This is a genomic window from Pseudosulfitobacter sp. DSM 107133, assembly GCF_022788695.1.
Lineage (GTDB): Bacteria > Pseudomonadota > Alphaproteobacteria > Rhodobacterales > Rhodobacteraceae > Pseudosulfitobacter.
Map to the genome: position 1 here is coordinate 3,342,620 of NZ_CP085154.1, position 21,648 is coordinate 3,364,267.

Below are 21,648 nucleotides of genomic sequence, written 5' to 3' on the forward strand. Positions count from 1 at the left end.
CGGTGCGACACGCCATGCGGCTAATATGTCCAAATTGCGATGCGCAATACGAGGTGCCGGACGAGGTTATTCCGTCCGACGGTCGTGACGTTCAATGTTCTGATTGCGGTCAGACGTGGTTTCAACATCACCCCGATTACAGTCCCGAAGCGCCAGAGGAGGACGCGGACGCGCCCCTGTCTGTGCCCGAGGACATGCCCGCCGAAGGGGAAGAGCGCGTGCCAACGCCGGAACCGACACGGCGCAGGCTGGACCCCAAGGTATCAGACATTCTGCGTGCCGAGGCCGAAGCCGAAGCCCGTGTACGTGAAAGCGAAGCGCTGGAAAGCCAGCCTGATCTGGGATTGGACGACGGCGGAGACAGCGGCGACCACGAGGATGGCCAGAACCAACAGGCCGCCCGCCGTGCCCGCGAAGCGCGTGACCGGATGGCGCGGATGCGCGGTGAGGAACCGCCCGCAGACACCAGGGCCGGCGACGCCGCAGCAACTGCGGCGGCTGCCGGATCACGCCGCGACCTGTTGCCCGACATCGAAGAAATCAACTCGACCCTGCGCTCGACCGGCGACCGCCAGATTGCCAGGGGCGATCCGGCCCCCGACGCCCCCGTGCGCGAACGCAAGAAACGCGGGTTCCGGCGCGGTTTTTTCACGTCTTTACTGATAGTTGCGGTGCTGGTGCTGATCTATGTCAACGCCACGCAGATCGTCGCGGCGGTGCCGGCGCTGGAGCCTGTGATGACCGGCTTTGTCGGCACGATAGACCAGGCGCGGGTCTGGCTGGACAGTCAGGTGACCGGCCTGCTGATGTGGCTGGACACGACGGCGGCGTCGTAATCCGGGCAGGGTTACCCCGGCGTGCGGTGGTTTAACCGGACGGCCGGCGCGGCGCTGTCGGGGCGGATTGCGTACATATTCCAACCGATCCCGTACAAGACACGCCCGCCCGAAAGGTGCGTTTTCGGCCCGTTTTGGCGGTGTTGTACATATTCGGGGCAGATGCGTACGAAACGCCGATGGGCCGTGGTGCTGCGACACTATGCCCGACGCAATTAATGCGATGTAGCGGGCAATTTTTGAGGGGTGAGCGCAAATCCTGCGGGGTCGCTTTGACGATCCGCAGAGGGCCATTCCCGCCGCCGTGCCCGGGGTGGGAGGACGTCGCAGGCGCTTTTGAGAGGGGTGTGCGAAGTCGTATTCTGACCGGTAAACTAGGGGCGCGAACGGCCCAAAGCGGTAGTTCGAATGAGGCGCTGCGAACGGCAGCTTTCCAAAAAAGGAGCGGGGTTGCGTCGCCTACCTCGAAACGATGATCTAGGCGATGTACCGTCGCGCGAACGACAGCGAGTTTACGTCGAGAGGGTAGGAGTTCAGATAGTCGGCAGCCGTCAAATCACCCAACGTGGCCATGTGGAGACCGTCTTCGTGCAGAGAGAATGGCCCTTTCCAATCAATAGCGCTGATCTTTGGCCAAATTTGCTTCCTGATCTCTTCGCGATCCGCCAACTCGCGTTTTCCTTCATCCTCAAGTATCGCGATAAAGGTGATTGGAACTGCCGCCATATCTGACCAACTCGCGTGAGGATATGCGCGGATCTCACGAATAGAACGAACGGCTTTGCCGAGGTCAGATTCGCCTTTCGAGTATTTCGAAAGGATTGCTTTGCGCAAAGACGCCACCGATGCCACGAAAGCATCTGGAAAAGCAAATCGGCCAAAGAAGGTTTCAAGTGCTCTAGCAAATTCGAGCTGCTGCCTTTCGTCTTCGCACCCGCGTTGCCGCTCCCAAGAGACAAGGAGCTCTTTTGAAACGCTCATTGTGCGAGAGAAATCGACAACTACGTCGTCTGGTGTTGCGGACAGAAAGCCGAAACGAGGTGCTTGGCCTCGTTTAATCTCCCCAATACGTTTCGCGTCGACAACGACCATTGGGCAAACAGAGACATACGGGACGCGCTCTGACTCCCGAGCCACGTCGCAAGTCTGAGATATCACAGCAAATCCGACTGTCTCGGAGTCGAATACTGCGCCTCCGTCGTCTTCGCCTTCATCTGTCGGCTCTGAGACGTCGCGAAACAGAAAGTCGCCACAATCAAGGGAGAAATCGCCTTGCTGCCATTCAGCAAGGCGAGCCAGAAAAACTTCGTCGCTCTCCGGTGTTTTCTCGGTCAACCGGCACTTCCTTTATGTCTTGTTTCGACGTGCCTTTGCGCGCCGCAGCTTCGGTTGACTGAGCGGCAAGATTTCTGTTTCGTCCATTCTGCTCGATGCTTCGATGCTATCGCCCCAGTGTCTTGGCGCGTTGAACCTTTCGGCGTCTTGGGTCAACGCAGGTCCGAAGGTCGGGCGGCCCAGTCCTTTGCCTGCAAGTGCGCGGACAAGTTCATACTCACCGCCACACAGCAAATCCAAGAAGGTTTGCCCCGGTTGCGCATTGCCCAGAAGCAGATTGCGGTTCTCTTCGGATGACCCTCTGTCGATGAACCTGAGAGCAGTCACGACTTGCCCCAAGCGCTCATGGTTTTCAGCGGACACAGCCTTTCCAGACGCCCAATGATATGGAGCGCGCGCGGACACCTCGAAAACCTCTGCAATCTGAGCCCATGTTAGTCCAGAAATCCGCCGAAGCTCGTGGACCAATTCGGCAGGTGCAGTGTTCGCGGTCCGATTGTTGTCCTCGAAGGAGAAAGACACTGGAATGTTCAGTGCAGTGCTGCCTTCAAGGTATTCTTGGCGCATGGCGAATGCTTGAATGTCTCGCTCGAACACCTTGAAACTCTGCCCATGCGAGAACGGTGCAGCCACTTCGGGTGCGGTTTCATCCATCACATCAAATCGAGTTGCCCCATTCACAGCGGGAGCGAAAAGGATCGCGGCGGATGCCGCGCCTGCGGAGAGTCGTTCAATCAGCATGTCTCTTGACCCCAAAACGTTCCAAGAATTTTTCAGTCACACTCCACCGGAAGAAAGCATAGGCGCGCGCAGCTACCTTGTCGAGTTCGGCACACAGCATTTGGGTATCAAAGATCTGCCCCTCACAATTTGTGCTGTAGGAATCCACGTCGAGAACCCAGCTTTTCACATCAACCGGCGGTGCCATTTCGACGTCGTGGCTGAACTTGGGAGGCGCGAGGCCATACCGAGCGATGATTTTACCCTCTTTGGTCGAGCCTGTGATCTCGGTCATGGAAAAGTCGATGTGTTCGACCAATCCTGATTGCAGGACATTCAATAATTCTGGATGAATTAAATCCGACATGACTTCAAGGTCGCCAGGGTCCTGCAGACGATCAACGTATCTAAACCCGACACGCTGCACCAGCTTAGGGCGAATAGTCTCAACGAGCTTCCCAAGAATGAACTCGAACCGAGACAGGAAGTCATCTCGGGACACATAGCTCGCCGTTTCCAAAGTGATCGCATCCGGCCCCAAAGACACACGCAGCACCCTGCGTGCATCGAAGAACCGCCAGACAACAGTGGTGACTTGCCGGTGCTTCACCTCATTACCGTCGATGACGATGTCCACGCCTTGGATCGTGTCGCTCTGAAAATGTGGGTACTCGTCACGGATAGCCTCTTGGAAATCCGCGATGTAGCTTTCTTCTGCGATCTTAGATATCCGAGGAAATTTCACTTGCCCGAGCACACGCACCAAGGGCGCGTTGCTCAGGAGCACACGATCAGGAACCTCCCCGAAGAGGGGGTCGCCGCAACGATCTGCCATGTTGTTCGCCCTCTTTTTTGAACGGAATATAGCATATGAAGTAGAGTGTGAAGCAAGAATTTCTAGCCTTCAGGAGGTAAAGATTGGTTTAACGGTCGGCACGCTACTCAAGTGTGAGGTGGGTCAGCCCGCAACATCAAGCCGAAGTAACAGACACAATGCAGCCGAACCGATGCGTTGGCTCGGCCCATACTGTGGCTTGGCGTTGGCACACGACGCAGCAGCCATTCGTGCGCTTCGCAGCGAACGTCCGCTTCTCTAATTGGGTGTCTGGGTCAAGCTCGTTTTCCTTGTTCTATGTGATCGGTGATCGCTTATCCGGGTCACGCTTCTCTTCGCAGTCTGTTTTGGTGTTCGAATGGCACCGCTGCATGCATGTGTCGGATTGGTAGTGGAGAGCCCTGCTTCCCGGCGCGCTTCAAGTTGCGCAGCAGACATTTTCGTCTTCATCCACAGACCTCGTCCGGATTGGACGATCCCGTCAGGTTGGTTGGGGGTTTTTTAGATCATGCCGTGCCTCCTGCCTGTTCCTGACGGAATTCTGTGCCATCGGCCCACATTCGATGCAGTAAGACAGCGAGTTTGCGTGCGACAGCGACTACAGCGCGACGGCGACCTTTGGTGCGCATCAATCGCATGCCCCATGATTTGATCTGCGACCCTGCCATGGTTCGCATCAACATTGCGTTGGCTGCAGCATACAGCGTTGCACGAACATCTCGGTCTCCTGCCTTCGATATTCGGCCGGGGTTATCGTGTTCACCTGACTGATATCTTCGCGGCGTGAGACCAAAATGCGCTGCGACAGTGCGGGATTTTTTGAATCTATTGGGGTCATCAATTGCGGCTTTGAATGTCAAAGCTGCAATAGGTCCCACACCTGGCACTGTCATCATCCGCATGCACACCGCGTCTTGCGATGCCGCGCGCTTCACGCGTCGATCCAGTTCCAGATAGTTTTGAAAGAGGACCGTACGGGCATCAAGTAAAGGAAGAACCGCGTGCGCGAGAACTTCATCCATCTCAATCATAGGTCGAACGAGGGCGTCGAAGGAACCGTGCTTTACCGTTCTGGGCAGTCGTACCCCGAAGATCTTCAATAAACCCCGCACTTCGTTTGCAAGGTCGATCGTCTTCTTCAGCAATGCCTTGCGTGTGCTAAGCAGCGCCCGAAGGCCATGAGCTTCGCGGCTTTTCATATGTACTGGACTGAACCACCCAGTGCGTAGGATCTGCGCAATCCCTTTCGCATCGGTCTTATCTGTTTTGTTCCGCATCGCTGACAAGGCAGCATTCACCTGGCGGGCCTCCATACAGACGATATCGAAGCCCAAGGATTGTAAGCCAAAGTAAAGATGCTGGCTCAAGGCACCGGCTTCAAAACCGACGCGCTCAACGGGGTGATCAAAGGCTTCAAGGCACGCAGCAATGTCCGCAACTTCGCATGGCAGCTCTCGCTCCAGCCAAACCTTGCCTTTGCTATCGACGATGCACAAAGCACACGACCGAAGCGACACATCTAAACCAGCATAGTATTCCATCATCTGTCTCCCTTGTTCACAGCTATGCTGTGATACTATCGGGAGCTCGACCAAAGTGCAGGGTCAGCCCAATTACGCATGCTCCCCGCCGTCCCTGTCTATGCGTGACGACATGCTGCGCCCTGCAAGAAGGCCTTGAAAGGACTGTGAGCGGTCGCAACCATGAGCCGTTCCAGCGGCAGAGCTGTCCACCAACCGATCCTCTATGCAGAACGCCGCGAACGGCAGGTATGAGGTCATTTTACCGGATGCTGCAGCGCCCAATGAATGTCCGTTTTTAATCTATTGGCCATGCTGGAACATAGCAGCGACGAGGGCTTCTGGCGCGTCCTCTTGAACCAGATGTCCGGCGTCCGGGATCACCGTGATCTGCCCTGCAGTCAACATGCTCGCCAATTTGTGGCCGCGTTCCAGAGGTATCCACTCGTCCTTTTCGCCCCAAAGCAACGTGGTAGGACACTCCAGTGACGCATACCGGCTTTCGACCTCATCGGTGTATTTCTGATCCATCTGAGCGATCTGGCGATAGAAAGCCGGCTGCCCTGCTTCGCCCTGCCAAGGTTTCATGTAGACCTGTAGCGCTTCCTCTGTGAGTTCCTTGTGCGCGGCGCTTTGCAAATAAGCCCGTAAAAGCGCGTCATGGGCATAGGCTGGAAGACCTGCAAATGCAGCCTCGAACTGTCTGACATGAGCCACGAATGGCGATCCCCATGGGGCGACCGCAACCGGGTCAAAGATCGTCATGCGCTTATATCTCAGGTCATTCAGATAATAGGCCCGCAAAGCGGTTGCGCCTCCAAAATCATGGCAAAGGATTTCGGGGCGATCCAAACCCCAGCGATTGAACATGGCGGTCAGGAGGTCATTTTGCACGGCCAGGGATACATCCTGATTGTCAGCCTTCTCGGACAGGCCGTAGCCGATCAAATCAAAGAAATAGACGGTCCATCGTTGGGCCAACAAGGGCGCGATCCGCCGCCAGACCTGTGACGAGAACGGCGTCCCATGCACCAGCACAAGAGGATCGCCCGTTCCCATTTTCCCCCAGGCAATGGATTGCCCGTTGTGAGTGTAACGTTCGGATAGCGACAGCATGGCAACTCTCCCGTAATGCTTTATGATGGATAAGTGGTTACATCATTCCGCAATGTGTGTAACCTGTAAATTAGAATATGAGGTTACAATGTGGTCGGATGACAGTTTTGTCGGGGGGCATATGGCCTTGGATTTCCTCAATACCGTTGGGGACACTGATAAGTCGCGGTCACACAATTTGATCACGTCACCGGACGCGCTGCTGGATTGGCTCACGGCCAGCGGCAGTGAGGATGACGGCGCAGCCGGCAGCTCGCCATCGCAAGATGATCTAGAGTCACTCGTCAGGTTTCGGGAGCTTGCACACCGCGTTCTTTCCTCCTCGTTGGGCAATGCCACAGCCGGGTCCGGGGACATCCAGACGTTTGAGGCTCAGTTGAAGTCTTCGCTGGGACGCGCGCATTTGGATCTGAGCGCCACTCCAGCCAGATGGAGAACCACCGGCAGCAATAGCCATTACTGGGTCGACCGATTTGTCCTGCTTGTCGAAGGGTTCCTCAGTTCCCCCGAAGCGGCAAAACTGCGCCAATGCGAAGGATGCAGTTGGTTCTTCTTGAATTCGGGAAGAGGGCGGGGTCGCCGTTGGTGCAATATGTCAACTTGCGGCAACCGGCATAAAGTGGCGGCGCATAGGAAGCGGCTGTTGGCAAATGACTAGGGTCAGCAAAGCTGTCATTCAGCGATCCGCAGGGAGTGGCCGTTTTGTCCCGCTCACCGGACTTCGATGCACGATGCGGCGAAGGTCGGCTTGGAGCTCAAACCTACCGAACGGGACGGAGGAAAGTGTTGCTCTTTCAACATAGACAGCCTGATGCGACGGGCCGTGAGCCGACCTGAATACTCACCGAAACGAATGACCGGTTACAGCGCATCTCCCAGCGTCTGTGTCAGAGCACATCCGTGAGAGCCATCCGTCTCTGTCCTTCGGATCTGGTTGCGTAAGTATTCCCGCGGCGCCTGGACCCCCATGCCAACCATTTGTCAGACTTCTTCATACTTGGAAGAAACGAGACCGGTCAGATTTGCTGCGAACAGTCGCTCGGTCAGGGCGTTGGAAAACAGAAAATGCCTGGCAAGGAATTTATCGTGCCACATATGATGATCACCAATCTTTTCCTTCGAAAAGACGACCCGATCCAGACTCTTATCGCGATCCTTATGCGTTTCGGAAAAACGGTTGTACATGCCGCTTTCATCCAATGGCGGAACGCAGAGAGTATCGTGCAAGGTCGATAAGCGTTGACAGATGATCATAAAATAGCCTTCGCCGATGACCTCTTTGCCCCTGCTGTCGTAAGATGTGACGGGAAAGAACTGGTGTATCGCCGGTTCGAACTCTTCCACTATGTCCCTGAAGGTCTGGCTGACCAGGTCCAGAGCTCCGGTCTGGCTATTCACATCCAGCAGTTTGGCCCGTGAGACCGGCGGGCCGGTGCGCCGCACCTTCGTCGGGACGGTTTCAGGCGAAACCGGGCGCCCAACATGCCAAGACGACTTCATGATCCGTGTACCGCCATCGGCCGTCGTGTCTGCCACTGCGACATCAGTGAAACTGCTGTCCATGCCCACAAAAGCATTGGACGGCAAACCCTTCAGTGTCGGATCATAATCCGTGTTGCCGCCGGCCAAATGATACACCATTTCCACGTCTCCCGATAAGTTGCCATTCCCCGTTCCTTAGGTTGCGCGAATGGTAAAGGCTTCAAATTCAGTCTTTTCAATCATGCCTTCAGTGTAAAGGCTCGTCGAAACGCAGGTCCCGCGGCAAGCTGCCATGTGTGACCAACCCAGTGAATGACCGGTTTGCGCCTCCCTCGACGGATGCTGCGTCATTATCGCGCAAGATTTCGCGCCTGCGGCGAACTACAGCAAAGTCCCGCGCTCCCGACCCTAGCAGCGACTGCGGTGAAGGTCCGCTTCGCACCCTTGCCGCTTGTCACCTGCGCGAACCAAGGTCGAAGGCCGCCGCGCATCGGCCCGGTGATGCGCAGCTTGCTGTGCGATCGTCAAAGGAGGATCTGTCCCGCAGGACGGGCCAACATGCTTCGTGAAGACCCTTGTTGCCTTTCGGCCCTCCCGTCTCAGAACCGGTCCAGCAGGCGTTCCAGATAGTCCAGTTCGACCTGCGGGCGTTCGCCTTGGGCCGAGCGGCGGCGGATTTCGTCGAGCAGTTCGCGGGCGCGGCGGTAGACGTCTTCGCCTTGCAACAGCCCCTCGTCGGTGCCGGTGCCGCCATTGGCCCCCGGTGTGCGGCCCAGCGGGTCGCGGGCCTCGGCGCGGCGGTCGCCCTGTGCGGTGCCCTGCCCCGGCTGGCGGTCGCCCTCTTCCTGCGCCATCGCTTCGCCCAAGGCGCGCATGCCTTCGCGCAGGGCTTCCATGGCCTGCGCCTGATTGTCGATGGCCCCCGCGTTGTCGCCGTCGCGCAGCGCGTCTTCGGCCCCTTCCATGGCGCGGCCCGCGCGGTCCAGCGCCTCGCGCGCGGCGTCGCCTTCGGGGGTGCCGGCACCGGGCATGTTGCCCTGCTGGCGGCTGAGTTCATCGCGCAGCGCCTGCTGGCGGTCGGCCAGCGAGCCGCCGCTTTGGCCGTCGCCCTGTTGGTCGCCGTTTTGCGCGCCTTCGCTGCCCTGACCTTCGCCGCCTTCACCCTGAGAATGCTCCTGCCCCTGTCCCTGACCACCGCTGCGGCCGCGGTTGCCCTGGTTTTCACCGGCCCGCGCGTCGGGGTTGAACTGTTCCTGCAGGTCGCGGAATGCCTCGTCGCTGAGCCCCTGCTGGTCGCGCAGGGTTTCGGACAGACCTTCCATCGCGCGCTCTCCGGCACTTTGGCCGTCCTGACCCTGCCCCTGGGTGACGCGCATGTTCTCCATCATTTCCTGAAGCTCTTTCAGCGCCTCCTGCGCTTCGGCCATGCGGCCCTGTTCCATCAGGTCCTGAATGTGGTCCATCATCTTTTGCAGATCGTCCTGTGTCATCTGCATGCCGTCCTGCTGGCCCTGCTGCGGGTCGCCGTTCTGTTCAGCCTCGCGCTGCGCCTGCTGGCTCAATTGCTTGAGGTAATCCTCGGTGGCGCGGCGCAAATCGTTCATCAGCTCGGCAATTTCCGCCTCGGAGGCACCTTCGCGCATGGCCTGTTCCAGCCGTTCCTGCGCCTGCCGCATCCGTTCCAGCGCATCGGCCAGATCGCCTTCTTCCAGCGTGATGGCCAGATCCCACAGATCGTCGGCCAAGGCTTGCTGGCGGTCATCGTCGATGCCGTAATGGGCCAAGGTCTCTAGCGTGCGAATGACCTGACGCAGCTGCAAATACTGGGTTTCCTTGCGAAACACCTCTTGGGGTTTGTAGCTGACGGCGCGCAGGATCTGGGCGCTGCGTTCGGCGTTGGACCGGTTCCACAGCAGATCGCGGCGCATTTCGATGATGGCTGCGGCCAGCGGGTCGAAGAAGCGGCGGCCCGGCAGGGTGATTTCGCGGGTGGCGGATTGGGTCTGCTGTTCGGCGGCGTCCAGAACGCTGAGCGTGATGGTGACGGGAAGGTTGGCCCAGGGGTGCTGCGAAAAATCCTCGACAAAGTTTTCCTCGAACTTGCGGCGGTCGCCGGCGATGGGCATGGGCAGCGGCACGACGATTTCGGGACGTTGTTCGGGGGCGGGCGTCAGCCCGTAGCGGCGGGTGACATTGTCCAGATCGAGCGCGATGCGCACCTCGCCCGCTTCGACGCCATAGTCGTCGGTGGCCGCGAACGGCAGGGTCATTTCGCCCAGGGCGGCGCTTTCGGGGTCGTCCAGTATTCGAACCGTCGGCGCGTCGTCGGGGATCACGGCGACGTTCCAGCTGCGCCCGCCGGGGCCGTTCACCGAAATGCTGCCATCCTGCGCAACGCTGAAGTCATGCGCCGCCCCCGAGGCCGGCGGCACGGCACCGATGCGCCCCGACACGGTTTCGGAAACGGTCAGCGCCCCCACTTCGCCGTACAGACGCAGGGTGATCAGGCTGCCGGCAGGCAGGTTCAGCGGACCGTCGGGAATGTCGTTCAGATAGATCGTGGGCCGTCCGGTATAGCGCGGGCTTTCGGCCCAGCCTTCCCAGACCGGCCCCGTGGCCAGCGCACCGCCACCCGGTGTCATTTCGGCCACCGAGCCGACGCGCCAGATCGACCCGAAGAGCAGCGCCATGACAAAGGCCAGCAGGGCCACATAGCGCAGGGCAAAGGGATCAAAGCGCGCCACCCGCAGGTCGCCCGGCACCGCGCGGGCCTGTGCGGCACGGTCTGCCATGCGTTTCTGGTGTGCGGCCCAGACGGCGGCCGATGCCGCATCGCCCTGACCGATGGCCTGATCGTCCATCAGCGCCTGAATGGGACGCCCCGGCAGGCTGGCATCCAGCCGCGCCAGCGCCTGTGCCCGCGTCGGCAGGCGGAACCAGCGAAACGCATAGACCAGCGCCGCGATGGCCGCGAGGCCGCTGAGCACGGCCGCACTCCAGACCACTTCGATCATCACGATGTCCTGGAGGCCCAGCATCAGCATCGCCAGCACGGCAAAGACCACCGCCAGCAAGGGCCACAGGGCACGCGACAGGTTCTCGGCCAGCATCCCCGCCCACGTCAGCCGCAAGGGCCAGCGCAAGGCGCGCAGGCCCGCAGGCGCGTCAGGTCGGGATGAATTGGCCATGTGTCGACGTTACCTCATGCTGGGGTATGACATAGTCCGTCACGCGGTCAGGTCACACCCATTCGGGGATCGTATCGCGATTTATCATTTCTTCAAAGCTTGGTCGTCGGCGGATAACCGCGAATTGATCGCCTTTCACCAGAACTTCGGGGATCAGGGGGCGCGAATTGTACTCGCTGCTCATAACCGCGCCATAAGCACCCGCACTGCGGAAGGCGACAAGGTCGTCGGCGGACAGCGGTGGCATCATCCGCTGCTTGGCAAAGGTGTCGCCGGATTCGCAGACGGGGCCGACGATGTCATAGGGTTGCTGTTCGGTGCCCGGTGCGGGTTCGTTCAGCGGGATGATGTCGTGATAGGCATCATACATCGCGGGGCGGATCAGGTCGTTCATCGCGCCGTCGAGGATCAGGAAATCGCGGCCTTCGCCGGATTTCACATAGATCACCTTGCTGACCATCAGGCCCGCGTTGCCCGCGATCAGCCGGCCCGGTTCGATCTCGATCTCGCAGTCCAGATGGCCCAGCGTGCGTTTGACCATCGCGCCATAGTCGGTGGGCAGGGGTGGTGCGGCATTGGTGCGCTCGTAGGGGATGCCCAGGCCGCCGCCCAGATCCAGACGGCGGATGTTGTGGCCGTCGGCGCGCAGCTGTTCGGTCAGGTCCGCGACCTTTTGATAGGCGGCCTCGAAGGGGGCCAGATCGGTGAGCTGGCTGCCGATGTGCACGTCGATGCCGATCACGTCGAGACCGGGAAGGCTGGCGGCGTGGGCATAGACGGCGCGGGCGCGGGCGATGGGGATGCCGAATTTGTTCTCGGATTTGCCGGTGGCGATCTTGGCGTGGGTTTTCGCGTCGACGTCCGGGTTCACGCGGATGGTGATGGGGGCGATTTTGCCCATGCTGGTGGCGACGGCACTGAGCACTTCCATTTCCGGTTCGGATTCGACGTTGAACTGGCGGATGCCGCCCTCCAGAGCCGTGCGGATTTCGTCGGCGGTCTTGCCGACGCCGCTGAACACGATCCGCTCGCCCGGGATGCCCGCGGCACGCGCACGGCGGTATTCGCCGCCCGAGACCACGTCCATGCCCGCGCCCGCATCGCCCAGCGTTTTCAGGATCGCCTGATTGCTGGCGGCCTTCATCGCGTAGCAGACCAGGTGGTCCATGCCCTCAAGCGCCTCGTCAAACAGGCGGAAGTGGCGCAGCAGGGTGGCGGTGGAATAGACGTAGAACGGCGTGCCCACGGCGGCGGCAATGTCGGCCACGGGGACGTCCTCGGCGTGCAGAACGCCATCGCGGTAAAGAAAATGATCCATGGCTGACGCTTAATCCAGCGCGGGGGCGGGATCAATCGTGGTTTGTGTGTGGTGGGGATATACGTACAGATCGCAGCGGAAGGCAGTTAGAGGGCAGAGCGACCTTGCCACACAGGGCGGCGCCCGACCGCGGGTGGGCATCGCGACGTCAGTGGCCGCCACTTTATTTCTCGTCTTTGGCGTGGGGATGAAGAGGTGAAACACGGTGAGGAAGCGCCCGCCCATGGGGCGGTCGGGCGCTGCCCGGCGGCACTTCGTGCCTTGTCTCAGACTTTCCGTGGCTCTTCTGCGAAGGTGGAGCCGGTGCCAGCCACCTTTTGGATCGCAGGCACCGGCGACGGGTGGATCGTCTGCGGCCAGGTCTTCGAGGACCGTAATCAAGTGAGATCGCCCGTCGTCTTCGCATGAGGCCTGAACGGATACGCAGCAGCTCACAGGCTCTGCACGACAAGCAAAGGACATGACGAAGATGATCAACGATACCATCGGCATCGACATCTCGAAAGCGCATCTTGACGCGCACCGGCTCAGCACCGCAACCCACGCCCGGTTCGACAATACCGCGACAGGCCTGCGCGCCTTCGAGCGCTGGTTGGGGCAGACAACGCCGGAGCGCGTGGTCTTCGAGCCCACCGGCCCCTACCACCGACGCCTCGAGAGCCATTTCTCAGGCCGCCTGCCGCTCGTCAAGGTGAACCCGCTGCAGGCCCGCCGCTTCGCGCAGGCCCACGGCACACGCGCTAAGACCGACGCGGTCGATGCCCGCATGCTCGCGCTCATGGGGCGCGCGCTGGAGCTGGTTCCGGACCAGCCAACCGACCCCAAACAGCGTGAAATCAAGGAGTTGCATGTCGCCCGCACCGGGCTGGTGCGGGATCGTACCGCGCTGATGAACCGCCTTGGCACGCAACAGCTCGACGTGACCCGCCGCCTGACCCGGGCACGCCTGCGTCAGGTCAACCACCAGATCGACAGGCTTAACGCCGAAATCGAACGGCGAAACCGCGATTGCCCGGAACGCGCCAGGGCAATCGGCATTCTCACCTCGATCCCCGGGATCGGTGCCATCACCGCACGGGCGCTGCTCAGCGAATGCCCCGAGATCGGCACTCTGGGGTCAAAGCAGATCGCGGCGCTCGCAGGTCTCGCGCCGATCACGTGTCAGTCCGGTCAGTGGAGCGGAAAGGCCCACATCCAGGGCGGGCGCAGGCTCCTGCGCGAGAGCCTGTTCATGCCCGCCCTCGTCGCCATGAAGCGAAACCCCGATCTGAGCCAGAAATACGATGCCCTCAGAGCCGCCGGAAAACCCCACAAGGTCGCGCTCGCCGTCCTCATGCGAAAACTCCTGATCCTCGCAAACACTCTCATAAGCGAAAACAGAGAATGGACACCAAAACACCCTTGACCAAGACGGATACTTGATTCCGGGCTTGGTGGGTGGGGTTGGCGCCTGCCCGTCGCACCAAAGGTGCGCCGATATTATCAGGCACGCCTCTGGCGTGACGGGCGGTCGGGCGCTGCCTCTCACACATTGCAAAGCAATGTGTTGCCGGCAGGTGTTCGCTTTGCGAACACCGAGAGGCCGGCGGTGCTACGCACCTTGATTCCGGGCTTTGGTGGATGGCAGCAAGGTCCGCTTGCGAATGTATCGCACGGTCTCTTCAAGGCTCTCGTGGCCAGTCCAACCCCCAATCCGGGGGGCTTCAACCGCGCGCCGATGGCGGTGATCCCTGCCGCAGGCATCGGCACAGGCCTGTTGCGCCGGCTGCTGGGCAGCACCGATACCAATCTATTGTGTATCGACCAACAGATTGAGCTTGAAAGCGAGCAAGTTAAGGTGATTACTGACAATCAGATGCAAGTGCTTGAGGTGGGCGAATCCGTTGACCCCGAGCTGGCGCTGGGTGTGTCCATCGGGATCGAAAAGTTCGGAGCCGGAACGGCCCCGCTGCTGTTCGCCGGGCTTGCAGAGATGATGGACAACCAGTTGCACCTTCGAGACAATTACTAGGCGGCCAATGCGCGGCCAATAGGCGGCTTGTGACCGGCAGAACGGTTTTCATGCGTTCGAGGTCCGGGGCTGAAACGGACCGGGATCAACACGCCCGCAGATGACGACGCCGCGAATGCGATGTTCGGATCACCGGTCACAACCGTGTCGCGCGGCCGGCACCGCGCGATTGATGCCGCCGCCCTGAAACATGCCGAGACGGCCCAGGCTGCCGTCCCGGACACCACTGCGCCGCCTCATGCAGGCGCGGTGAACGACCGCAGCCAAACCCTTGCCATTGTGGCACCGGATCGCTGCATTTTGGAAGGACATTCCATGGCCAAAGGCAACAACAGCAAGCGCGGCAATAAAGAGACCAAGAAACCCAAACAGGAAAAGCCCAAGGTTCTGGCCACAGCCAATTCCCTGTCGGGCAAGAACGACCTGTCCATCGGCGGCAAAAAACCCAAGTAGCCGCCCGCGCACCGGAACACGGCCCCTTCGATCCGCAGGGTCGAAGGGGTCACAAGACCCATCGACAAGATGCATCTTCCCTGCCAAGCCTTGGCCACCATTGCCAACCCCATTTCAGGACGCACCATGACCGACGACACCAAATCGACCGCCAAGGTCCACTATATCTGCCAGACCTATATCGAGAAAAAAGCAGGGCGGTCGGGGCAGACCAGTCTGCAAATTGACAAGCAGTTTCAATACACTTCGGCAGCACAGGCCCAGGAACGCGCCGAACGCGAAAGCCGCTCGGATGCCTGCGCGGGTGCCGACGCCTATTCGGTAACCGAAGACCCCGACTCGGGCGAGGTCTCCGAACCGACCTTTCTGGTCCGGCTGGGCAACGTGCCCGAATTTGATGCATTCTAGGGTCAGGGCTCTGGGTGCACCTGCGGCTTGTGACATAGGGCGGCGGCCTGACAGGTTTCCCGCGCCGCGCGAGATTGACCTTAGGTAAAGCACGCGACTGGACAGCACCGGCCCGGTTGGCTAACAAGCCGGGGCTGGTCGCCGCGTGTTGTGGCGGCATAGACAAGAGGCCGCATAGATTGCTTGACCTGACTGCCATCGGCACCGAACTTGCCCAACATTACGATCTGGCCCCCAGCGTCGATATCGCTGCCGAAATGCCCGAGATCTACGTGCGTATGGACCGCGTGGTTTCGCCCCCCGATTTCGCGATTTACGCGCCCTACATCAAGGCGATCAACGCCCTGAAGAAAGAGCGCAATGCGGTCATTCTGGCGCACAACTACATGACGCCGCAGATTTACCACGGCATTGCCGACGTGGTGGGCGACAGCCTGCAACTGGCGATCGAGGCGACCAAGGTCGAGGCGGATGTGATCGTGCAATGCGGCGTGCACTTCATGGCCGAGACCTCGAAAATCCTGAACCCGTCCAAGACGGTGCTGATCCCCGACATGGACGCGGGCTGTTCGCTGGCCGAAAGCATCACCGCCGCGGGCATTGCCGAGATGCGGGCGCAATATCCCGGTGCGCCGGTGGTGACCTATGTGAACACCACCGCCGAGGTGAAAGCCGCGTCGGACATTTGCTGTACCTCGTCCAATGCCGCGCAGATCGTGGCGGCGCAGGAGAGTGACACGGTGATCATGACGCCGGACAAGTACCTGGCGCAGAACGTGGCCAAGGACGTGCCGCACAAGCGGATCGTGTGGTGGGACGGGGCGTGCATCGTGCATGAACAGTTCACCGCACAGGACCTGCGCGATTTCCGCGCCTCCGAGCCCACAACGCGGATCATCGCGCACCCCGAATGCCCGCCCGATGTGGTTGCCGAGGCGGATTTCTCCGGCTCGACCAGCGGGATCATCGACTATGTGAACAGCGAGCGGCCTGAAAAGGCGCTGTTGGTGACGGAATGTTCGATGGGGTCCAACATTGCCAATGCGATGCCGGATGTGGATTTTGTCGGGCCCTGCAACATGTGCCCGTTCATGAAGAAGATCACCCTGGAAAAGGTGCTGTGGACGTTGCACAGCATGCAGGGCGCGGTTGAAGTTGACGTGCAGGTTGCCGACCGCGCGCGGGTGGCGGTGCAGCGGATGATTGACGTGTCGCGCGCACAGGCTGACTGAGCGCAATGCAGCAGATTGACACCGGTCGCATCATCATTGTCGGGGCCGGACTGGGTGCCCTTTATGCGGCGCTGAAGCTGGCGCCGCATCCGGTTCTGATGATCTCGCCCGAACGCTTGGGCGAAGGGGCCAGCTCGGCCTGGGCGCAGGGCGGTGTGGCGGCCGCGATGGACGCCGCCGACAGCGCCGGTGCCCATGCCGCCGACACGGTGCGGGCCGGGGCGGGCACGGTGGACGCAGGCGTGGCCGAACAGGTGACTGCCGAGGCGCGGGCGCATATTCTGGACCTGACGGCGCTTGGCACGCCTTTTGATCGCACGGCGGACGGCGGTTACATCATGTCGCGCGAGGCGGCGCACAGCTATGCGCGGGTGGTGCGGGTGCGCGGCGATCAGGCGGGGGCCGAGATCATGCGCGCGCTGATTGCCGAAGTGCGTGCAACGCCGTCGATACAGGTGCTTGAGGGCGTGCTGGCGGTCGGCCTGCACTGTGAGGACGGGCGCGTTGCCGCTGTGGACGTGGCGCGGTGTGACGAGGGCTTGAGTGTACCCATTCGCTTGCGTGGCGCGGCCTGTCTGCTGGCGGGGGGCGGCTCGGGCGGGCTCTATGCGCTGACCACGAACCCGCCGCGCATTCGCGGGCAGGTGATCGGCATGGCGGCGCGCGCCGGTGCGGTGATTGCGGATGCGGAATTCGTGCAGTTCCACCCCACGGCGGTGGCCTGCGGGGCCGATCCTGCGCCGCTGGCGACCGAGGCCTTGCGGGGCGAGGGTGCGGTTCTGGTCAACCGGGACGGCCTGCGGTTCATGGTCGGGCTGCATCCTGATGCTGAACTGGCCCCGCGCGATATTGTGGCGCGCGGTGTTTATGCGCAGACGCAAGCGGGGCTGGCGCCGATGCTGGACACGCGCGCGGCGCTTGGTGCGCGGGTGCTGCGCGATTTTCCAGCCGTGGCGCGGGCCTGTGCGCAGGCGGGGATTGATCCGCTGACGCAGCCGATCCCCGTGGCCGCAGCCGCGCATTACCACATGGGCGGGATCGAAACCGACGCGGGCGGGCGCGCCACGCTGGGCGGGCTGTGGGTCTGTGGCGAGGCGGCGTCGACCGGATTGCACGGGGCCAACCGGCTGGCGTCGAACGGGCTGCTTGAGGCGCTGGTCTATGCGCGCCGCTGTGCGCTGGATCTGGATGCGAGGCTGGGCCCGTGGGCCGATGCACCCCCTGTGACCCTGCCCGCGCTGGCCGCCGACACACCGCCCGATCCTGCGCTGGTGGCACGGTTGCGTCAGGCCATGACCGATGGTGCGGGCGTGATCCGCGATGCCGCCGGGCTGACCCGTTGCCTGCGCGAGATTGCCGCCGTTGAGGCGGCACAGCCCGCCAGCACCGTGCTGCACAACATGACCGCCACCGCGACCCTGATCGCCGCCGCAGCGTTGCGGCGGACCGAAAGCCGTGGTGCCCATTTTCGTGCCGATTTCCCCGAAACCGATGGCACAACCGGCGCACGTTCGCGCATGACCCTGACGCAGGCGCTGGCCCTGCGCCCCCAACCCGAACCGGACCCTGTATGACCCAACTGCCCCACCTGCCCGATCTGATCCTTGAACCCCTGATCCGTGCCGCGCTGATGGAGGATCTGGGCACCTATGGCGACATCACCACGCGCACGGTGATCCCTGCGGGCACGAGATACCGCGCGCAACTGCGGGCGCGGGCGGCGGGTGTTGTGTCGGGGATGCAGATTGCGGGCATCGCGTTCCGGCTGGTTGATCCGCAGCTGGTGGTGACCTGTCATTGCCCCGACGGCAGCGCCATTGCCGCCGGGGACCTGCTGATGGAGATCGAGGGTGACGCGGCGTCGATCCTGTCGGGGGAACGGGTGGCGCTGAACTTTGCCGGACGGCTGAGCGGGATTGCGACACTGACGGCGGAATTTGTGGCCGCGACGGCCGGCACGCAGACGCGCATCACCTGCACCCGCAAGACCACGCCGGGGCTGCGGCTGGTGGAAAAGCAGGCGGTGCTGCATGGCGGCGGGTTCAATCACCGGTTCTCGTTGTCCGACGCCATCCTGATCAAGGACAACCATATTGCGGCGGCGGGCGGTATCCGCGCGGTGCTGCGCGCGGTCAAGGCGGGCGCGTCGCATATGATCCGCACCGAGATCGAGGTCGACCGGCTGGACCAATTGGCCGAGGTGCTGGATGAGGGCGGCGCGGATGTGGTGCTGCTGGACAATATGGACACGCCGACCCTGCGCGAGGCCGTGGCGATGGCGGCGGGGCGGATCACGCTGGAAGCTTCGGGCAACATGCGGCTGGAGCGGATTGCCGAGGTGGCCGCGACCGGAGTTGATTACATATCGTCCGGGGCGCTGACCCATTCGGCGCAGACGCTGGATTTAGGGCTGGACTTTTAATCTGGCGCAAAACCGCCCTCGTTGCGCAACAATATTACGCTGCACTTGCACAATGCACGCCATCCGCCTAAAACGCGCGGGACTTTACCGGAGGTAGGACAATCGACATGAGCACTTCTCGCCCTCTTATAGCGCTGGACGCTGCCGCCATTCGCGCCCGCAAAGGCGGCACACCGCTGGTCTGCCTGACGGCCTATACCACCCCGGTGGCAAAGATTGCCGACACGCAATGCGACGTGGTGCTGGTGGGCGACAGCGTGGGCATGGTGCTGCACGGGATGCCGTCCACCCTGTCGGTGACGATGGAGATGATGATCTTGCACGGTCAGGCGGTGGCACGCGGGGTGGAACATGCGCTGATGGTGGTGGACATGCCCTTTGGCAGCTACGAGGAAAGCCCGCAGCAGGCGCTGCGCAACGCGGTGCGGATCATGGCCGAAACCGGCGCGGGCGCGGTCAAGCTGGAAGGCGGGCGGCATATGGCCGGGACCATAGGCTTTCTGGTGCAGCGCGGCATTCCGGTGATGGGCCATATCGGGCTGACGCCGCAATCGGTGAACACGCTGGGCGGCTACAAGGTGCAGGGCAAGGGCGACGACGCTGCACGCATCCGCGACGATGCCCGCGCCGTGACCGAGGCGGGGGCGTTTTCGGTGGTGCTGGAAAAGGTGCCTGCGGCCCTGTCCGACCAGATCACCGCCGAGATCGACATTCCCACGGTGGGAATTGGTGCATCGGCGGGCTGCGACGGGCAGATTCTGGTGATCGACGACATGCTGGGCCTGTTTGCCGATTTCAAACCCAAGTTTGTGAAACGCTATGCCGATCTGGCGGGTGATGCCACGGCGGCGGTGCAGGCCTATGCGGAAGAGGTGCGCGCGCGCCGGTTCCCCGCAGCCGAACATGTGTTTACCGATGCAGGAGCGACCTGATGCAGATCATCCGTACCAAGGCGGCCTTGCGCGCCCTGACCCGCAGCTGGCGCGGCAGTGACCAGAGCATTGGGGTGGTGCCGACCATGGGGGCGCTGCATCCGGGGCATCTGAGCCTCGTGGAAGCCGCCAAGGCGCGCACCGACCGGGTGATCGTGACGCTGTTCGTGAACCCGCGCCAGTTCAACAACGCCGAGGATCTGGCCAAGTATCCGCGCACCGAAGAGGACGACGCGCAAAAGCTGGCCCCCTTCGCGGTGGATGTGCTGTATGTGCCCGACCCAGAAGAGATGTACCCCGACGGCTTTGCCACCACGATTTCGGTCGGCGGTGTCAGCGACGGGCTGTGCGGCGGCGACCGGCCCGGCCATTTTGATGGCGTGGCGACGGTGGTGACCAAGCTGCTGCTGCAAACCGATGCGGATTTCGCGTTTTTCGGGGAGAAGGATTACCAGCAACTGAAAGTGGTGCGCCGTCTGGTCACCGACCTGGATATTCCGGTCGAGATCGTCGGCTGCGCCACCTATCGCGAGGTGGACGGGCTGGCGATGTCGTCGCGCAACCTGCGCCTTGACGATGCGGCGCGCCGACGCGCCAGCGACATCCACAGCGCGCTGCGCGCCGCCGCTGGCGCGATTGTGGCCGGCACGCCTGCATCGCAAGCGCTGAGCGCCGCGCGCACGCGGTTGGAGCAGGCCGGTTTCGGGCCGGTCGATTACCTTGAATACCGGCGTGACAGCGACCTTGCCCCGCTGGAAACCCCCAGCGCGCCGGGGCGTCTGCTGGTAGCGGCATGGCTTGAGGGTGTGCGGCTGATCGACAACGTACCGGTTTGAGGGCTTGCGGCTGAGGGCCTTGGGTCGGGTTCTGGCATGTTGACCGGCTAGGACAAATGTCCTAATGATTCACCACGCCACACAGGACCCCGCCATGCCAAAGCCATCGACACGCGAACGGATCGAAGAACGGGCCGACACCCTGTTCTATGAACGCGGGTTCGAGGCCACCTCATTTGCCGATATTGCCGCCGCGGTCGGGATTTCGCGCGGCAATTTCTATCATCATTTCAAGACCAAGGATGATATTCTGGACGCTGTCATCACCCGCAGGCTGGCCGCCACGCAGGCGATGCTGGAGGATTGGGAGGCTGATGCCGCCCCCGATGCGCGGATCATCTCGTTTATCCGCATCCTGATCGCCAACCGGGCCAAGATCATGGCATTTGGCTGCCCCGTCGGGACGTTGAACAGCGAGCTGTCCAAACTGGACCATCTGGCACGGGGCCGCGCCGCCGGGATTTTCGCGCTGTTCCGCGACTGGCTGGCCTGGCAGTTCGCTGCCCTTGGCCACGCTGACAGGGCCGGGGCGCTGGCTTTGCATGTTCTTGGCCGCTCGCAAGGGATTGCGGTGATGGCCTCGACCTTTCAGGACGAGGCGTTTCTGCGGGCCGAGGTCGCGGCACTGGAAAGCTGGCTGCACGGGCTGGTGGTGGGCCAGACGCATTCATGAAAGGAAACACAGGTGTTCATCGTTCTTTTGAAGTTTTCGACCAACAAGGCCGCCGCGCCCGAATTCATGGCCGCGCTTAACGACTGGATCGCACAGGGCTTTGCCGCCGGTGTGTTTCAATGTGTCGGCAGTCTGGTGCCCGCAGCCGGTGGGGCCATTCTGGCAACAGGTGAACCCCGCGCCACCCTGCAAGACCGCATCGACGCCGACCCGTTTGTGGTGAACGGTGTGGCGACGGCGGAGATTATCGAGGTGGACGTGAAGAAAACCGCGCCTGCGCTGGCGGTTTTGGCGGGGTAAGGGTCGCCCCCAGGGTCTGGACCCTAGGTTT

General features: G+C 61.7%; 20 protein-coding genes. 12 read left to right on the forward strand and 8 right to left on the reverse strand.

Annotated elements, in window-relative coordinates:
• Positions 1-14: 14 nt before the first annotated feature.
• Entirely contained in the window at positions 15-836 is an 822-nt protein-coding gene (locus tag DSM107133_RS16680) for a zinc-ribbon domain-containing protein (RefSeq protein ID WP_114292759.1), read from the forward strand.
• A gap of 477 nt (positions 837-1,313) precedes the next feature.
• On the opposite strand, the gene DSM107133_RS16685 is transcribed toward DSM107133_RS16680, so the two are convergent.
• From DSM107133_RS16685 to lysA, 8 genes are all read right to left on the reverse strand, one after another.
• Positions 1,314-2,171: a hypothetical protein gene (locus tag DSM107133_RS16685; protein ID WP_114292760.1), complete on the reverse strand. Its 858-nt coding sequence runs from the start codon at positions 2,169-2,171 to the stop codon at positions 1,314-1,316.
• 12 nt (positions 2,172-2,183) lie between these two features.
• Positions 2,184-2,912, reverse strand: a complete 729-nt coding sequence (locus tag DSM107133_RS16690; RefSeq protein ID WP_114292761.1) for a hypothetical protein — start codon at positions 2,910-2,912, stop codon at positions 2,184-2,186.
• On the reverse strand, positions 2,902-3,726 hold the full coding sequence (locus DSM107133_RS16695) for a TIGR04255 family protein (RefSeq protein WP_114292762.1): 825 nt from the start codon (positions 3,724-3,726) through the stop codon (positions 2,902-2,904). Before DSM107133_RS16695 ends, DSM107133_RS16690 begins: the two co-directional genes overlap by 11 nt.
• Before the next feature lie 506 nt (positions 3,727-4,232).
• Entirely contained in the window at positions 4,233-5,270 is a 1,038-nt protein-coding gene (locus tag DSM107133_RS16700) for an IS110 family transposase (protein WP_240310469.1), read from the reverse strand.
• Between the two features lie 279 nt (positions 5,271-5,549).
• Positions 5,550-6,362 carry an alpha/beta hydrolase gene (locus tag DSM107133_RS16705; protein WP_114293303.1) on the reverse strand — a complete coding sequence of 271 codons (813 nt, stop codon included), beginning with the start codon at positions 6,360-6,362 and terminating at the stop codon, positions 5,550-5,552.
• Positions 6,363-7,343: 981 nt separating this feature from the next.
• Positions 7,344-8,003 carry a DUF1629 domain-containing protein gene (locus DSM107133_RS16710; protein WP_114293305.1) on the reverse strand — a complete coding sequence of 220 codons (660 nt, stop codon included), beginning with the start codon at positions 8,001-8,003 and terminating at the stop codon, positions 7,344-7,346.
• A 440-nt stretch (positions 8,004-8,443) separates the two neighbouring features.
• Positions 8,444-11,032 carry a TIGR02302 family protein gene (locus DSM107133_RS16715; protein WP_114293306.1) on the reverse strand — a complete coding sequence of 863 codons (2,589 nt, stop codon included), beginning with the start codon at positions 11,030-11,032 and terminating at the stop codon, positions 8,444-8,446.
• Between the two features lie 52 nt (positions 11,033-11,084).
• The gene (gene lysA, locus DSM107133_RS16720; protein WP_114293307.1) at positions 11,085-12,350 is read right to left on the reverse strand and encodes a diaminopimelate decarboxylase; all 1,266 of its coding nucleotides are present in this window, start codon (positions 12,348-12,350) and stop codon (positions 11,085-11,087) included.
• Positions 12,351-12,810: 460 nt separating this feature from the next.
• Between lysA and DSM107133_RS16725 the strand changes: the two genes are divergently transcribed.
• The 11 genes from DSM107133_RS16725 to DSM107133_RS16775 all read left to right on the forward strand — a co-directional run bounded on the left by DSM107133_RS16725 (position 12,811) and on the right by DSM107133_RS16775 (position 21,617).
• On the forward strand, positions 12,811-13,755 hold the full coding sequence (locus DSM107133_RS16725; protein WP_114291353.1) for an IS110 family transposase: 945 nt from the start codon (positions 12,811-12,813) through the stop codon (positions 13,753-13,755).
• Positions 13,756-14,022: 267 nt separating this feature from the next.
• Positions 14,023-14,361: a hypothetical protein gene (locus DSM107133_RS16730; protein WP_162792068.1), complete on the forward strand. Its 339-nt coding sequence runs from the start codon at positions 14,023-14,025 to the stop codon at positions 14,359-14,361.
• 120 nt (positions 14,362-14,481) lie between these two features.
• Positions 14,482-14,814, forward strand: coding sequence for a hypothetical protein (locus tag DSM107133_RS16735; protein ID WP_114294167.1), 333 nt, complete (start codon positions 14,482-14,484; stop codon positions 14,812-14,814).
• Positions 14,815-14,940: 126 nt separating this feature from the next.
• Positions 14,941-15,222, forward strand: coding sequence for a hypothetical protein (locus tag DSM107133_RS16740; protein ID WP_114294177.1), 282 nt, complete (start codon positions 14,941-14,943; stop codon positions 15,220-15,222).
• A 179-nt stretch (positions 15,223-15,401) separates the two neighbouring features.
• Positions 15,402-16,454, forward strand: a complete 1,053-nt coding sequence (nadA, locus tag DSM107133_RS16745) for a quinolinate synthase NadA (protein WP_114294166.1) — start codon at positions 15,402-15,404, stop codon at positions 16,452-16,454.
• A 5-nt stretch (positions 16,455-16,459) separates the two neighbouring features.
• Entirely contained in the window at positions 16,460-18,028 is a 1,569-nt protein-coding gene (locus tag DSM107133_RS16750; RefSeq protein ID WP_114294165.1) for an L-aspartate oxidase, read from the forward strand.
• Positions 18,025-18,876 carry a carboxylating nicotinate-nucleotide diphosphorylase gene (nadC, locus tag DSM107133_RS16755; protein WP_114294164.1) on the forward strand — a complete coding sequence of 284 codons (852 nt, stop codon included), beginning with the start codon at positions 18,025-18,027 and terminating at the stop codon, positions 18,874-18,876. Before DSM107133_RS16750 ends, nadC begins: the two co-directional genes overlap by 4 nt.
• Positions 18,877-18,983: 107 nt before the next feature.
• Positions 18,984-19,808, forward strand: a complete 825-nt coding sequence (gene panB / locus DSM107133_RS16760) for a 3-methyl-2-oxobutanoate hydroxymethyltransferase (protein ID WP_114294163.1) — start codon at positions 18,984-18,986, stop codon at positions 19,806-19,808.
• Positions 19,808-20,644 (forward strand): pantoate--beta-alanine ligase, encoded by an 837-nt coding sequence (panC, locus tag DSM107133_RS16765; protein WP_114294162.1) that lies wholly within the window; start codon positions 19,808-19,810, stop codon positions 20,642-20,644. The genes panB and panC overlap by 1 nt, the downstream gene beginning before the upstream one ends.
• Positions 20,645-20,738: 94 nt before the next feature.
• Positions 20,739-21,317: a TetR/AcrR family transcriptional regulator gene (locus DSM107133_RS16770; RefSeq protein WP_114294161.1), complete on the forward strand. Its 579-nt coding sequence runs from the start codon at positions 20,739-20,741 to the stop codon at positions 21,315-21,317.
• 12 nt (positions 21,318-21,329) lie between these two features.
• Entirely contained in the window at positions 21,330-21,617 is a 288-nt protein-coding gene (locus DSM107133_RS16775) for a YciI family protein (protein WP_114294160.1), read from the forward strand.
• Positions 21,618-21,648 lie beyond the last annotated feature (31 nt).

What these genes read in the sequence shown, in the direction of transcription:
- DSM107133_RS16680 (WP_114292759.1), top strand. Translation starts at nt 15, where the DNA reads ATGCGGCTAATATGTCCAAATTGCGATGCGCAATACGAGGTGCCGGAC.
- DSM107133_RS16690 (WP_114292761.1), bottom strand. Translation starts at nt 2,912, where the DNA reads ATGCTGATTGAACGACTCTCCGCAGGCGCGGCATCCGCCGCGATCCTT.
- DSM107133_RS16695 (WP_114292762.1), bottom strand. Translation starts at nt 3,726, where the DNA reads ATGGCAGATCGTTGCGGCGACCCCCTCTTCGGGGAGGTTCCTGATCGT.
- DSM107133_RS16700 (WP_240310469.1), bottom strand. Translation starts at nt 5,270, where the DNA reads ATGATGGAATACTATGCTGGTTTAGATGTGTCGCTTCGGTCGTGTGCT.
- DSM107133_RS16705 (WP_114293303.1), bottom strand. Translation starts at nt 6,362, where the DNA reads ATGCTGTCGCTATCCGAACGTTACACTCACAACGGGCAATCCATTGCC.
- DSM107133_RS16710 (WP_114293305.1), bottom strand. Translation starts at nt 8,003, where the DNA reads ATGGTGTATCATTTGGCCGGCGGCAACACGGATTATGATCCGACACTG.
- DSM107133_RS16715 (WP_114293306.1), bottom strand. Translation starts at nt 11,032, where the DNA reads ATGGCCAATTCATCCCGACCTGACGCGCCTGCGGGCCTGCGCGCCTTG.
- lysA (WP_114293307.1), bottom strand. Translation starts at nt 12,350, where the DNA reads ATGGATCATTTTCTTTACCGCGATGGCGTTCTGCACGCCGAGGACGTC.
- DSM107133_RS16725 (WP_114291353.1), top strand. Translation starts at nt 12,811, where the DNA reads ATGACGAAGATGATCAACGATACCATCGGCATCGACATCTCGAAAGCG.
- DSM107133_RS16735 (WP_114294167.1), top strand. Translation starts at nt 14,482, where the DNA reads ATGTTCGGATCACCGGTCACAACCGTGTCGCGCGGCCGGCACCGCGCG.
- DSM107133_RS16740 (WP_114294177.1), top strand. Translation starts at nt 14,941, where the DNA reads ATGACCGACGACACCAAATCGACCGCCAAGGTCCACTATATCTGCCAG.
- DSM107133_RS16750 (WP_114294165.1), top strand. Translation starts at nt 16,460, where the DNA reads ATGCAGCAGATTGACACCGGTCGCATCATCATTGTCGGGGCCGGACTG.
- nadC (WP_114294164.1), top strand. Translation starts at nt 18,025, where the DNA reads ATGACCCAACTGCCCCACCTGCCCGATCTGATCCTTGAACCCCTGATC.
- panB (WP_114294163.1), top strand. Translation starts at nt 18,984, where the DNA reads ATGAGCACTTCTCGCCCTCTTATAGCGCTGGACGCTGCCGCCATTCGC.
- panC (WP_114294162.1), top strand. Translation starts at nt 19,808, where the DNA reads ATGCAGATCATCCGTACCAAGGCGGCCTTGCGCGCCCTGACCCGCAGC.
- DSM107133_RS16770 (WP_114294161.1), top strand. Translation starts at nt 20,739, where the DNA reads ATGCCAAAGCCATCGACACGCGAACGGATCGAAGAACGGGCCGACACC.